At 71.8% G+C, this 13,659-nt stretch carries 8 protein-coding genes; 7 read left to right on the forward strand and 1 reads right to left on the reverse strand.

Features of this window, described 5'->3' with window-relative positions; genetic code table 11:
- Window positions 1–1,222: 1,222 nt before the first annotated feature.
- On the forward strand, window positions 1,223–5,167 hold the full coding sequence (locus tag WMF39_RS32605) for a serine/threonine-protein kinase (protein WP_437740378.1): 3,945 nt from the start codon (window positions 1,223–1,225) through the stop codon (window positions 5,165–5,167).
- On the opposite strand, the gene WMF39_RS32610 is transcribed toward WMF39_RS32605, so the two are convergent.
- The gene (locus WMF39_RS32610; RefSeq protein WP_437740379.1) at window positions 5,114–6,241 is read right to left on the reverse strand and encodes a sterol desaturase family protein; all 1,128 of its coding nucleotides are present in this window, start codon (window positions 6,239–6,241) and stop codon (window positions 5,114–5,116) included. The two genes, WMF39_RS32605 and WMF39_RS32610, sit on opposite strands and share 54 nt — an antisense overlap.
- Window positions 6,242–6,606: 365 nt before the next feature.
- Here WMF39_RS32610 and WMF39_RS32615 point away from each other — a divergent pair, with 365 nt between their 5' ends.
- From WMF39_RS32615 to WMF39_RS32640, 6 genes are all read left to right on the forward strand, one after another.
- Entirely contained in the window at window positions 6,607–8,271 is a 1,665-nt protein-coding gene (locus WMF39_RS32615; protein WP_437740380.1) for a glycoside hydrolase 5 family protein, read from the forward strand.
- 77 nt (window positions 8,272–8,348) lie between these two features.
- A complete protein-coding gene (gene xylF / locus WMF39_RS32620; RefSeq protein ID WP_437748055.1) occupies window positions 8,349–9,440 on the forward strand; it encodes a D-xylose ABC transporter substrate-binding protein in 1,092 nt (363 codons plus the stop codon).
- 309 nt (window positions 9,441–9,749) lie between these two features.
- Window positions 9,750–10,865: an aminoglycoside phosphotransferase family protein gene (locus tag WMF39_RS32625; RefSeq protein ID WP_437740381.1), complete on the forward strand. Its 1,116-nt coding sequence runs from the start codon at window positions 9,750–9,752 to the stop codon at window positions 10,863–10,865.
- The gene (locus WMF39_RS32630) at window positions 10,862–11,392 is read left to right on the forward strand and encodes an adenylyl-sulfate kinase (RefSeq protein WP_437740382.1); all 531 of its coding nucleotides are present in this window, start codon (window positions 10,862–10,864) and stop codon (window positions 11,390–11,392) included. The genes WMF39_RS32625 and WMF39_RS32630 overlap by 4 nt, the downstream gene beginning before the upstream one ends.
- Before the next feature lie 14 nt (window positions 11,393–11,406).
- The gene (locus tag WMF39_RS32635; RefSeq protein WP_437740383.1) at window positions 11,407–13,008 is read left to right on the forward strand and encodes a protoglobin domain-containing protein; all 1,602 of its coding nucleotides are present in this window, start codon (window positions 11,407–11,409) and stop codon (window positions 13,006–13,008) included.
- 71 nt (window positions 13,009–13,079) lie between these two features.
- Window positions 13,080–13,520, forward strand: a complete 441-nt coding sequence (locus WMF39_RS32640) for a response regulator (RefSeq protein ID WP_437740384.1) — start codon at window positions 13,080–13,082, stop codon at window positions 13,518–13,520.
- Window positions 13,521–13,659 lie beyond the last annotated feature (139 nt).

The raw sequence follows: 13,659 nt of genomic DNA on the forward strand, positions 1-13,659 counted from the left end.
CTCCGCTCGTTCAAGGCCATGTGATGGCGCCCATCGCTCCGGACGAATCGCCATAGCGTGACAATGACAATACCAACCACTTCCGCGAACCCATTGGCTCGCGCCATCTCGACGGTTCGTCGAGAGCAATTTTAGCTAGGATGTACAGCGGCCTTGAGCAGGAGATTCTTCGTGGCTTTTTACCAGCCAAGCAGGTGACACAGAGACAGAAGAAGCGCGCCTCGAATGCGGTTGCTCTGCTACAAAGATGAAGAATATGCGAGAGCTAGGCGCATCATACTTCATGTAAGATATAGCAAGTCGGGGTTCGGTGGCAAGTTGATGTTCGGATTTTTTGAATAGCTTGGGATTCTCGCTGCCTCCCTTGTGCTCCACGTCTAGCCCTAGCCGCGCTGGCCCCCTCTGGCCCCCTCTGGCCCCCTCTGGCCGCTGCAGCGCGGCTTGCTGGCACGCACCGTGCACCGTGCAGCCGACGGGGCGGCGCCTCGCCGGCTGCGACGGAGCAGCCTTGTGACCGGTTGTCATCGGCATGGCGCAAACCGCTCGGGGCGCGAGCTGGTACCGCCGGGGGCGGGGCGGCGTCGGTCCTGTCCATCTGACACGGGGCGTTGTTCGTTGCCCAGCGGCCCAGCGATGCGCGGCGGGCACACTCGTCGAGGTGGCCGCTGCCCGGGGCGGGCCCGCGTCGTTCAAGGCGCTTCGGCCAACCGACGGTCAGCGGAGGCCTGCCCCCGGGGTGGGAGAGCATTCTTTGGAACCATGTGTTCCGCTCTCCTTGAAAAGTGACACCCAATCAACAACTCAGGCACCCATCGAAGGGGCCTCCTTATACATACTCCGCAGCCTGCGGACGCTCGTCCACGTCGGCCCGGCTTCGCCCCCGGCGGGGCGATGCCGCAGAGCCAAGCGCGGCGCGGCGCGCCGGCGCACGCTGGCACACGTCGTCCCCCCCATGTCAGAGAAGTCGTCACTTGATCTGAGCCGCTTACGGAGGATCAGAACACCGGTCTCGGGGAACAGAGACAGGCCTTGAGGGGAGAGAGGACTCAGGATCCTTCACAAGAAATCGTCCAGTGGCGCCTCGCCCCTGCTGGACGGACTGCGGTGAGGCTGGCCACGGACACGGGGGCGACGATCCGCACCTGCCCCAATGTCGGCCTCGGCGGCCAGCCCCGGCGCTCGCCGTGGACTTTCACGGCCGAGGACGCCGATACTCGAGGGGATGCAACCAGGGGAAGTGCTCGGAGGCCGCTTCGAGATCGTGGGCCGGGCGTGCGCCGGCGGCATGGGGGCGGTCTTCCAGGCGGTCGATCGGCGCTCGGGCGAGGTCGTGGCCGTGAAAGTGTGCCTCGACGAACAGAAATCCGGCGACGAATCGCGCCTCTCTCGCGAGTCCAGGGTGCTCGCAGAGCTCTCCTGCCCAGGTATCGTGCGCTACGTCGCGCACGGGCTCGGCGCCTCGGGCGCGCCGTGGCTCGCCATGGAGTGGCTCGATGGCGAGGATCTCGAGCAGCGGCTCCAGCGCCGGGTGCTCACCGTGGACGAGGCGATCGCGCTCACGGTAGGCGCCGCCGCCGCGCTCGCGGCGGTCCACGCGCGCGGCATCGTTCACCGCGATCTCAAGCCGAGCAACCTGTTCCTGGTGAACGGCGACGCCGCGCGCGTGAAGCTGCTCGACTTCGGCATCGCCGGGATCCCCGACGCCACGCGGCTCACGCGGACGGGCGCCTTCGTCGGGACCCCGGCGTACATGGCGCCAGAGCAGGCCCGGAGCGGGCAGGACGTCGACGCGCGCGCCGACGTCTTCGCGCTCGGCTGCGTGCTGTTCGAGTGCCTCACCGGCCAGCCGGCCTTCTGCGGGGCTCACCTGATGGCCGTCCTCGCGAAGATCCTCCTCGACGAGGTGCCGCGGATAAGCTCCCTCTGCCCCGGCGTCCCCCCCGCCCTCGACGCGCTCTGCGCCCGGATGCTCGCCAAGAACCCGGACGACCGCCCCCGCGACGGCGCGGAGATCGCCGCGGCGCTCGAGGCCATGGGCGTCTCGCCGCTGGCGCGCGCGCCGTCGGAGCCGCCTCGTTCGAACCAGCGCCGCCAGTCCTCGCTGACCCACAAGGAGCGGCGGGTGCTCTCGGTGGCGCTGATGGGGCCCGGGCCGCGGCTCGCCGCTTCCCCGGGGCGGGCCGACTCCGAGACGGTGGTCGCTGTCGTGTCGCCGGAGCTGCGCCGGGAGATCGAGGCGCTCGGCGCGTGCCTGGAGCTCCTGGCGGACGGGTCGCTCCTGGTGATCCTCCTGGGGGCAGGCGTGGCGACGGATCAGGCCGCGCAGGCGGCCCGCTGCGCGCTCCTGCTCCGCGCCGCCGGCGGGGACCGGCCGGTGGTCCTCACGACCGGCCGCGTGGAGGTCACGGGCGGCCGGCCCGTCGGCGACGTGATCGACCGCGCCGTCCGGATGCTGGCGCAGCCCACGGCGGCGCTTCCGGGCGCGCCGGCGGCAGGACGCGGGACGCCCATCGCCATCGACGAGGTGACCGCCGCGCTGCTCGACGCCCGCTTCGAGGTCGTCGAGACCGAGGCGGGCCTGTGGCTCCGGGGAGAGGAGCCGCTCGCCCGCGGCGCGCGCATGCTCCTCGGCAAGCCCACGGCCTGCGTCGGGCGCGACTGGGAGGTGGCCACCCTCGAGGCCCTCCTCGCCGGGTGCATCGAGGAGTCGCGGGCGCGCGCCGTGCTCGTCACCGCGCCCGCGGGGCTCGGCAAGTCGCGCCTCGCCTACGAGATCATCCGCCGCGTCCGGCAGCGCGACGAGCCCGTCGCGGTCTGGATCGGCCGCGGCGACCCGCTCCGCAAGGGCGCCCCGTTCGGGATGCTGCGGCAGGCCCTCCAGGGCGCGTTCGGGATCCGCGACCGAGAGCCGATCGAGGCGCGCCGGGAGAAGCTGCTCGCGCGGGTGACCGAGCGCGTCCGCGCGGCCGACGCGCAGCGCGTGGCGGAGTTCCTCGGCGAGCTCCTGGGCACGCCGTTCCCCGACGAGGACAGCGCGCCCCTCCGCGCCGCCCGCAAGGACGCCCCGCTGATGGGCGATCAGATGCGCAGGGCCTGGCTCGATTTCGCCTCGGCCGCGTGCGCCGCGCAGCCGCTCCTCCTCGTGCTGGAGGACCTGCACTGGGGCGACCTGCCCACCGTCCAGTTCATCAACGACGCCCTGCGCCGGCTCGCGGACCAGCCCCTCCTGGTGCTCGCCCTGGCGCGACCCGAGGTGTACACGCTGTTCCCAGGGCTCTGGGCCCACAGGGATCTCCAGGAGCTCCGGCTCAAGGAGCTGAGCTCCCGGGCGGGCGCGCGGCTCGTGCGGCACGTCCTCGGCGATGGGGTGAGCGCCGAGACCGTGGCGCAGCTCGTGGCACAGGCCGACGGCAACGCGTTTTATCTGGAGGAGCTCATCCGGGCGACGTCCGAGGGGAACCAGGGCGCGCTCCCGGAGACCGTGCTGGCGATGGTGCAGTCCCGGCTGGAGCGCCTCGACAGCGCGGCGCGGCAGGTGCTGCGCGCGGCGAGCATCTTCGGGCGGGTGTTCTGGCGGGGCGCGGTGGAGGCGCTGCTCGGCGGCCCCGGCGGCGTCTCCGGGCTCGCGGATCACCTCGATCGCCTCGAGCGGCTGGAATGGATCGGCGCGCGCGACGAGGCGAGGTTCGAGGGAGAGCGGGAGCTCGTCTTCCGCCACGCGCTCGTGCGCGAGGCGGCTTACGGGATGCTCACCGACCAGGATCGCGCGCTCGGCCACCGGCTCGCCGGCGAGTGGCTCCAGCGCGCGGCCGAGCCCTCGGCCGCGGTGATCGCGGAGCACTTCGATCGGGGCGGCGAGCCGCTGCGCGCCGCCGCGTTCTATCATCAGGCCGCGGCGCAGGCGCTCGCCGCGAACGACCTCGTCGTGGTGCTCTCGTGGACCGGGCGCGCCATCGAGCTCGGCATCAGCGGCGAGGCGCGCGGCGAGGTCCTCCTGCACCGGGCCGAGGCGCACCACTGGCGCGGCGAGCTCGTCGAGGCCGCGCGCTGGGCGACGATGGCGGTGGAGGAGCTGCCCCGACGCAGCGCGCCCTGGTACGCCGCCGTGCGCGAGGCCGCGGTCGTGCTGGCCCGGCTGGGGCAGCACGATCGCCTCGCCAGCCTCAGCGGCGATCTCGCGGACGCCTGGACCGGAGAGGGCGCGACGGGCCCGCTCCTGGCGGCGTCCGCTGGGACGGCGCTCTACCTGACGATCAGCGGCCTCTACGCGCACGCCACGCCGCTCCAGGCGCTCATCGACGCCGCGGCCGAGCGCTTCTGCGACGACCCGGCCGTGAGCGGGGTCGTCCTCCGCGAGCGCGCCTGGCGCGAGCTGTACGCGGGCCGACACGGCTCGGGCCGGGCGCTGTTCGCGCGCTCGGTCGCCTCCCACGAGCGCGCGGGGAACCTGCGCCTGGCCTGCTTCTGCCGGCTCGATCTCGGCTTCCAGGAGCACCAGCTCGGCGCGTACGCCGAGGCGGAGGCCATCCTCCGCGCCGCGCTCGCGGACGCCGAGCGCATGGGCCTCGACGGCTGCATGGCGGTCGCGTGGAGCACCCTCGGCGCGCCCCTCTGCCGCCTGGGCGCGCTCGACGAGGCGCGCGAGGCCCTGAGGAAGGCCATCGCGTTCCTGGAGGCGCAGGGGGATCGCCGGCTCGCGGGCGCGTCGCGCACCTACCTCGCCGGGTGCCTGATGCGCGCGGGCGATCTCGCCGGCGCCGAGGCCGAGGCCCGGCGCGCCGTGGCGCAGCTGGAGCGGATAGGTCCGCTCGTCGTGCTGGCGCGGGCGACGCTGGCGGCCGTCCTGCTCGCGCGCGGCGAGACCTCCGAGGCGCTCGCCGAGGCGCGCGCGGCGGTCGCGTTGCTCGATCGGCTGGGCATGGTCGAGGAGGGCTCGGCGTTCGCCCGCCTGGTCCACGCCGAGGCGCTGTTCGCGGCGGGCGATCTCCCGGCGGCCCGGACCGCCGTCGCGCACGCCCGGACGAGGCTCCTCGACGTCGCCGCCCAGCTCGACGATGCCGCGCTGCGCGAGCAGTTCCTCCAGCGCGTCGAGGAGAACGCACGCACGCTCGAGCTAGCGCGCGCGTGGGTCGACGAGGGGAGCTCCGCAGGACGACGAGGGCTCTAGCGCCGCCGCGCCCGGCGCCGGCAGGCTCGGCCCGTCGAGCAGCGCTCCGACCGCCGCGAGCGCCGCGAGGAGGACGGCCGCCCCCGCCCACAGGGGGCCCGCGGCCATGCCCGGCGACGCGTGGAGGTACGCGATCGCGCCGAGCAGCGCCGCGAGGAAGAGCGCCGCGGCGAGCGCGCGCGCCCGGCGGGGGCGCGCCACGTCGTGAAGGGCGTAATCCGGGTCGGTGCGCAGCGGGCCGCCGTCGGGCGAAGTCGCGGTGGACCGCCACTCCGGCGGCCGGAACCAGACAAGCAGCTTGCCGGAGAGGCGCGGCTCCGCCGCCGCCATGCGCGCGAGCCTCCGCCACGGGTCGACGTTGGCGCGAAGCGCGCTGAAGCTGGCCAGCGGCTGGACCACGCCGTACCGCGGGGGCGCCCCCTCGGCGCAGAAGGTGCCGAACAGCCGATCCCAGACGATGAGCACGCCGCCGTGGTTCCTGTCGAGATACGCGGAGTCGACGCCGTGGTGCACGCGGTGATGAGATGGCGTGTTCAGCACCCACTCCAGCGGACCGAGGCGGCCGACGAGCTGCGTGTGAATCCAGAACTGATAGAGGATGTTCAGCGTATACGTCGTGACGACCATCCCCGTGGGGAAGCCGAGCACGGCGAGCGGCCAGAAGAACGGCCAGTACAAGGCCCGCTGGAGCCAGCTCTGGCGCAGCGCGACCGAGAGGTTGTAGTCCTCGCTCTGGTGGTGGACCGCGTGCGCGGCCCACATGAAGTTCACCCGATGGCTCGCGCGGTGCGCCCAGTAGTAGCAGAAGTCGACCGCGACGAAGCAGGCCGCCCAGCTCCACAAGGCGCCCTCGGGCAGCCGCGCGAGCGCGGCGCGCTCGAACAGGAAGAGATAGACGAGGACTCCGCCGCTCACGACGGAGACGATGACCTGCTGCCCGACCCCGCACGAGAGGTTGGCGAGCGCGTCGGAGAAGCGGTAGTCGCGGCGCCCGCGGCGGCGACAGAGCCAGAGCTCGACGCCGATGAGCGCGAAGAAGGCCGGCACCGCGAACAGGATCAAGCTCGGCGACATCCCCCGTCCTCCATGGAGCCGCCGCGCGGCGGATCGGCTCACGCCCGCCCAGTCTAGCCTGGAACCCCACCGGCGCGCCCGGAGACGCACCACGCGAAAGGCGCCACACCAGCCGACCTCTTCCCTATTGACGCTGAACCGTTTAAGTGGTCTGCCACGAGCCACGCCGGCGCGCGAGCGACCACCCGGAGCGGAGATTTGTATCGTCGCGGAATCAGGGGGGAGCTCACCGGTGCCGCCGGCGATGCCACCCCGCGACGGTGGCGCAGCAGCTCGGCAGATCCCTGCGAACCGGACGAGCGCTCCGGGCGGCAGGGCTCAGCGATCCGTGAGGAACGACACTCGAACCACATAAGGAACCGACGATGAAGAAGACCTTCTTGCTCGCTTTGGGTTTGCTCTCCCTCGCCGCGTGCTCCTCCTCCGACCCGGCGGACCCCGCGCCCTCCGGCGGCACGGGCGGGTCCGGCAACACCGGCGGCGGCGGAAGCGGCGCCACCGGCGGGAGCGACGCCACCGGCGGCGGCGGAAGCGGCGCCACCGGCGGAAGCGACGCCACCGGCGGCGGCGGGGACGGAACCGGCGGCGGCCAGGAGCTCGACTGCGCCCAGCAACCGGAAAAGTGCTACGTCCGCGCCGAAGGTAGTAAGCTCACGCTCGACGGGAAACCGTACAGGTATATGGGCACGAACTTCTGGTCGGCTCCCTACATCAGCCGCGAGCGCCTGCGCACCGAGCTCGACATCCTCGAGGCCCACGGCGCCCTGAACCTCAGGATCATGGCGCTCAGCGAGGGCGACATCCCCGCGGCGCAGCAGAACGATCAGCAGTACGGCCCACAACGGATCTTTCCGGCATCGTCCGACAAACCGTGCGCCGATGCGCAGCTCGAGGCGTTCGCCGACAACCTGGTGACGGTGCTCGACGAGATGCACAGCCGCGGGATGAAGGCGGTGATGACCCTGAACGACTTCTGGCACTGGTCCGGCGGTATGCCCCAGTACATGAAGTGGGCTCACGAGCAGCCGACCCTCTCCTGCGGAGAGGACTTCAGCGCGTACCAGGTCGGCCTGACCCACCCCACGACGGGCGCTGCCCTGCTCGCGGCGGACCACCACGTGCCGTTCGCCGGCTCGATCCGGTTCCAGGAGGGCACAGGCCAGGACTGCCAGGCCGTGGCCATCGGCGAGTGGGCCATCCCTCACTCGGGCACGCTCGATCCGAACACGAACCCGTGGCCCGACCAGATGGATCTCTCGTCGCTGTTCTTCTGCAACGAGAAGGCCCAGGAGTTCTACTTCAGCCGGGCCAAGGTCCTGATCGAGAAGCTCAAGGACCATCCGGGGATCATGGCGTGGCAGCTCGGGAACGAGCCGCGATCGTTCAAGGGCTGGGGCCCGCTCTTCAAGCTCTGGGTCGAGAGGAACGCGAAGTTCATCAAGGACATCGACCCGAACCACCTCGTCTCCATCGGGTCGGAGGGCGACCTGTCCTATAACTGGGGCGACTACGCCAACAGCGATTACAGGGCGTTCCACGACGTGCCCGGCATCGATTACCTCACCTTCCACGTGTGGCCCGAGAACTGGGAGTGGTACGACCCGTCGCTGCCGATGGACAGCGCCGCCGACAAGGGGCTCCTGGCCGCCATCACCAAGAGCAACGGGTACATCGACGCGCAGCTCGCGCACGCCAGGGCGCTGGACAAGCCGATCGTCGTGGAGGAGTTCGGGCTCGCCCGGGACGACAAGTCCGAGCCGGTCTCGTCGCCCGTCGCCAAGCGGAACGAGTATTACGCTTCCATGTTCGACGCCGTCGTCGAGAACCCGGAGCTCGCCGGCGTCAACTTCTGGGCCTGGGCCGGGATCGGGAGGCCGTCGGACGACGGCAACGACTACTGGCTCCTCGGGAACGACTACATCGGCGATCCGCCCCATGAGCTCCAGGGGTGGTACTCGGTGTACGATGACGACACGGAAACCTTGAATCTTATCATGAGCTACGCCGACCAGCTCAACTCGACGCAGTAGCGCCGGCGGCCATAACAGAGCCCCTATCCCATTCATCTCACGCGGAGGTCACCTTGATTCGTCGCTCCACCTTTCTCATGGCGTTGTTCTCGCTCGCGTTCTCGGCCGGCTGCTCGAAGCCGGAGTCTGAAGGCGGCGCGAGCGCGAACAAGCCCGAGGCAACAGCCGCCAAGGGTGCGGAAACCAAGGGTCCGGAGAAGAAGAAAGACAAGATCACGATCGGCTTCTCCATGGATACCCTCAAGGAGGAGCGGTGGCAGCGCGACCGCGACCTGTTCAAGGCGAAGGCCGAGGCGCTCGGCGCTCAGGTGCTCGTGCAGTCCGCGAACAGCGACGACGCCCTCCAGAACTCGCAGGCGGAGAACCTGCTCACGCAGGGCGTCGACGTGCTCGTGGTCGTGCCCCACAACGCCAAGACGACCGCCACCATCGTCGAGTCGGCGCACAAGCAGAAGGTGCCCGTCATCGCGTACGACAGGCTGATCCTCGACTCCGACGTGGACCTTTACGTGTCCTTCGACAACGTCAAGGTGGGCGAGCTCCAGGCCGAGGCGCTCGTGAAGAAGTTCCCGAAGGGGAACTACATCCTCATCGGCGGCTCCCCGACCGACAACAACGCGAAGCTCTTCCGCGAAGGGCAGATGAACATCCTGAAGCCGCTCATCGACAAGGGCGACATCAAGACGGTGGCGGACCAGTGGGCCAAGGACTGGCAGCCGGTCGAGGCGCTCAAGATCACCGAGAACGCCCTCACCAAGAACAACAACAACGTCACGGCGGTCGTGGCGTCGAACGACGGGCTCGCGGGCGCGGCGGTCCAGGCCCTCGGCGAGCAGAAGCTCGCCGGCAAGGTCGGCGTCTCGGGCCAGGACGCCGAGCTCGCCGCCTGCCAGCGGATCGCGGCCGGCACCCAGAACATGACCGTCTACAAGCCGCTCAAGCTGCTCGCCGAGAAGGCCGCCGAGCTCGCCGTCAAGCTGGCGAAGAAGGAGCCCGTCGGCGAGAAGACGCAGACGGTCAACAACGGCAAGAAGGACGTCCCGAGCGTGCTCATCACGCCGGTCGCCGTGGACAAGGACAACCTCGCCGCGACGGTGATCGCGGACGGCTTCCACAAGGTCGAGGACGTCTACAAGGACCTCCCCAAGGACCAGTGGCCGGCCAAGTAGGCCCCTACTAGCTGGACATCCAGGGCCCGGCGAGCGACCCCACCAGGAACACGTCGCTCGCCGAGAGACTACGCCGCTCCACACATCGACGATCGACACGGGACGGCGCAGGCCTCGCGCGGTGACGCAGGTCCTGCGAGCCCGCCCGGCGCTGCCAGCGCCCACCGCCGCCGGCCCCGGCCGACGAAGTGCGCCGGCCATGGCCCCCGGCGGTAGGGCCCGGCGCATCGGCGGGGCGGCCTGCTTCTTGCCGCTCTCGCGGATCCGACGCCCCCGTCGGGATCTCACCCCGCCCCCCTCGAGGAGACCATGCGCGCGCAGGCAGCCCTGTCCGAGACCGATCTCTCGCGCCCGATACGCCAGCTCGTCGAGGCCGTCGTGCCGGGCGCGCAGGTCGTCGAGATCGCCACGCTGGGGCCGGATGCCGGCTCGAACCACGATCGGACCGAGAAGTCCGCCGGCTACGGCGTCCCCCGCCGGATCACGGTGATGAGGCCGGATGGCTCGAAGCAGCGGCTGGTCCTGCACACGTCGACGGCGGACCCGTTCGGACACGACCGGCGATCGGATCGGGCGGCGGAGGCGCTGCTCGCCTTCGACACCGCAGGATCGATCCCGGCGCACGTCGAGGTCGTCGACGTCGGCGCGCTGACCCACGACCATCGCCTCGTGTCGCTGCGCGACGCCGGCGAGTTCTATCTCCTCACCACGTACGCGGAAGGGCAGGTCTACGCGACGGATCTGCGCCGGATCGCCAGCGAGCGCCGCGCGGGCCCCGAGGATCTGGCGCGCTGCGAGGCGCTCGCCAGGTACCTGATCGCGCTCCACGCGGCGCCCGGCGCCCAGCCGGGCAGCTACCGCCGCGCGGTGCGCGATCTCGTGGGCCACGGTGAAGGCATCTTCGGCATCATCGACGGCTATCCGGACGACGTGCCCGGCGCGCCGCCCGAGCGGCTCCAGGCCATCGAGCGGCGCTGCGTGGCGTGGCGATGGAAGCTCCGCGGCATGGACCGCCGGCTCGCGCGCACGCACGGCGATTTCCACCCGTTCAACATCGTGTTCGACGGGTCGTCGCGGCTCGCGCTGCTCGACACGAGCCGCGGATCCCAGGGCGATCCCGCGGACGACGTCACCTGCCTCGCCATCAATTACGTCTTCTTCGCGCTGGACGCGCCTGGTGCGTGGGAGGGCGGCTTCCGCGCGCTGTGGCGGCGGCTCTGGGAGGTCTACCTCGGCTGGAGCGGCTCCGCGGGGCTGCTCGACGTGGCGGCGCCGTTCCTCGCGTGGCGCGCGCTCGTGCTGGCCAACCCCGGGTGGTACCCCGCGGTCACGGCGCGGGCGAGGGACGCGCTGCTCTCCTTCGTGGAGCGCGCCCTCGACGCCCCGCGCTTCGATCCGGACGACGCCGAGGGGCTCTTCGCGTGAGCGGCGGGGTCGTCTGGATCACGGGGCTCCCGTCGTCGGGCAAATCCACGCTGGCCGCGCGGGCGCACCGGGCGCTGCTCGGCGAGGGGCGGGCGAGCTGCCTCCTCGACGGGGACGAGGTGCGCGACGCGCTGGTCCCGCGGCCCGGCTACGACCCGCGCGCTCGCGACGATTTCTACGAGACGCTCGCGCGCCTCGCGGCGCTGCTCGCGCGCCAGGGGCCGATCGTGATCGTGGCGGCGACGGCGCACCGCCGCGCCTACCGGGAGCGCGCCCGCGCGCTCGCGCCGCGGCTCATCGAGGTCTACGTGGACGTCGCGCCGGCTACCTGCAGGGAGCGCGACCCGAAGGGCCTCTACCACGCGGCCGGCGCCGGGGAGATCGGCGCGCTCCCGGGCGCGGGCGCCGACTACGAGGCGCCGCTCGCGCCGGAGCTCGTCGCGCGCGGCGGCGAGGACGAGGCGGCGCTCGCGGCGCTGCTCGAGCGCGCGAGATCCTGGTCCGCCTCGGCGGGGGCGGGGCCGTGATAGACACGGTGACCGTGCCCGCGCAGGAGACGCTCTTCGACGAGATCAAGCGGTACGTCCGCTTCAGCGAGCAGGACGAGCGCTGGCTCGCCGTGCTCCGCGCACACGCGGAGCCGCACTTCCCCCGCATCGCCGACGAGTTCTACGATCGCATCCGCGAGCACGAGGGCGCGCACGACGTCTTCACCGGCGAGGAGCAGGTGGAGCGGCTCAAGCGATCGCTCGTCCGCTGGATGACGCGCATCTGCACGGGGCCCTACGACGGCGCGTACTTCGACGAGAGCGCGAAGATCGGGCGGATCCACGTCCGGGTGGGCCTCCCCCAGCGGTACATGTTCACGGCGATGACGCTCATCCGGCTCGCGTTCCACGAGATCGCCCAGGGCGCGCTCGGCGCGGAGGTGATCCCGGTCAGGGCGGCGGTGAGCAAGGTGCTCGATCTCGAGCTCGCCATCATGCTCGAGACGTACCGCGACGACTTCCTCGCGCGCGCGCAGCGCGCCGAGCGCCTGGACCGCGAGGAGGTCGGCCGCACGCTCGCGCGCACGGAGCACCGGTACAAGAGCGCGGTCGAGCTGGCCCGCGTCCTCGTCGTGGGCCTCGACGCGCAGGCGATCGTGCGGCTCTTCAACCGGGAAGCGGAGCGGATCACGGGGCTCGCCCGCGAGGACGTGCTCGGGGTGCCGTTCGTCGAGGCGCTCCTCCCCGAGGAGATCCGCGCGGATCACGGCGCGCTCGTGGAGGACGTCGCCGCGGGCCGCCGCCCCAGCGTCGATCTGCTGGAGAGCATCGTGCGCACGCGCGCCGGCAAGATCCGCGATCTGCGCTGGCAGCTCGCGTACGCCCCTTCCGCGGCCGACGACGAGGTGGTGCTGTTCGCGATCGGGCAGGACACGACCGACGAGAACGCGCTCGCCGCGCGCGTGCGCCAGAGCGAGAAGCTCGCCGCGGTGGGGACCCTCGCGGCGGGCCTCGCGCACGAGATCAGGAACCCGCTGAACGGCGCGCAGCTCCACGTGACCTTCCTCGAGCGGGGGCTCGCGCGCGCCGGCCTGAAGGACCCGGACACGCTGGAGGCGATCCAGGTCGTCCGCGACGAGATCCGCCGCCTCTCGGCGCTCGTCAGCGAGTTCCTGGACTTCGCCCGGCCGCAGCCGCTGTACCTCCGGCCGACGCCCGTCGTCCCGCTCTGCGAGCGGGCGGCGCGCGTCGCGGCGTCGTCGGACGGCGCCGGCGCGCAGGCCGCGGTGAAGGTCGACTTGCCCTCGACCGACATCGTGCTCGACCTCGATCCCGCGAAGATCGAGCAGGTCCTGCTGAACCTGCTCCGCAACGCGATCGAGGCGGTGGACGCGGCCGGAGGCGGCACGGTCACCCTCCGCGCGCGGCGGCAGCCGCGCCACGCCGTCGTCGAGGTGGAGGACGACGGCCCCGGGATCGCGAGCCCGGACGCGCCGATCTTCGATCCGTTCTTCTCGACGAAGCCGAACGGCACCGGGCTCGGGCTGGCGATCGCTCACCGCATCGTCACCGATCACGAGGGGACCATCGAGTTCCAGAGCCGCCCGGGGAGGACGCTCTTCCGCGTGACGCTCCCGCTGCGCCGCTCCGGCTGACCTCCGCCGCTCTCCTGGCCGCGCGCGACTGCAGCTCCAGGGCTGGCACGCAACTTGGTAGAGATCGGGGCGTGGAACCGCGCAGCACCGAACAACCGCTGATCCTGCTCGTGGACGACGACGTGCAGAGCGCTCGCCTCCTCGAGCGCCTGCTCGAAGAGGACGGCTTCCGGGTGGAGCTGGCCACGAACGGCGCGCTCGCCATCGCGCGGCTGGCCCGCCGTCCGATCCCGGACATCCTGGTGACCGATTTCCGGATGCCCCACGCCGATGGAATCGCGGTCGCGCGCTACGCGAGATCGCTCCGGCCGGATCTCCCGCTGTTCTTCTTCACCGGGTATCCCGACCTCGTGGCGCGCCTCGGGCGAGGGCTGGAGCCCGCGGCGGTTGTGCACACGAAGCCGATCGACTACATCGCCCTGAGCGACGAGCTCCGCGCCACCGCGGACGCGGCGCTCTCCGGCGCCTCGCGCGCCACGCGGCCGAGCTCCCCCTTCCCTCCCCCGGCCTGAGCAGGGGGCGCGCCAGGCCCGGCGAACGGCTTGCGCCCGCGTGCAACGGCTGCGGCGCCCGTCGCCTGCCCCGGCGCGGCCCTCCCGCCGGCCCCCTCGATCCGCGCGCGGCCGCGCCTCCGCCGAACGAGTGTCGCAG

Origin of the sequence: Sorangium sp. So ce1504 (assembly GCF_051521635.1) — a bacterium.
In the GTDB taxonomy this organism is placed as follows: Bacteria; Myxococcota_A; Polyangia; order Polyangiales; family Polyangiaceae; genus Sorangium; species Sorangium cellulosum_B.

What these genes read in the sequence shown, in the direction of transcription:
- WMF39_RS32615 (WP_437740380.1), top strand. Translation starts at nt 6,607, where the DNA reads ATGAAGAAGACCTTCTTGCTCGCTTTGGGTTTGCTCTCCCTCGCCGCG.
- xylF (WP_437748055.1), top strand. Translation starts at nt 8,349, where the DNA reads ATGGCGTTGTTCTCGCTCGCGTTCTCGGCCGGCTGCTCGAAGCCGGAG.
- WMF39_RS32610 (WP_437740379.1), bottom strand. Translation starts at nt 6,241, where the DNA reads ATGTCGCCGAGCTTGATCCTGTTCGCGGTGCCGGCCTTCTTCGCGCTC.
- WMF39_RS32625 (WP_437740381.1), top strand. Translation starts at nt 9,750, where the DNA reads ATGCGCGCGCAGGCAGCCCTGTCCGAGACCGATCTCTCGCGCCCGATA.
- WMF39_RS32605 (WP_437740378.1), top strand. Translation starts at nt 1,223, where the DNA reads ATGCAACCAGGGGAAGTGCTCGGAGGCCGCTTCGAGATCGTGGGCCGG.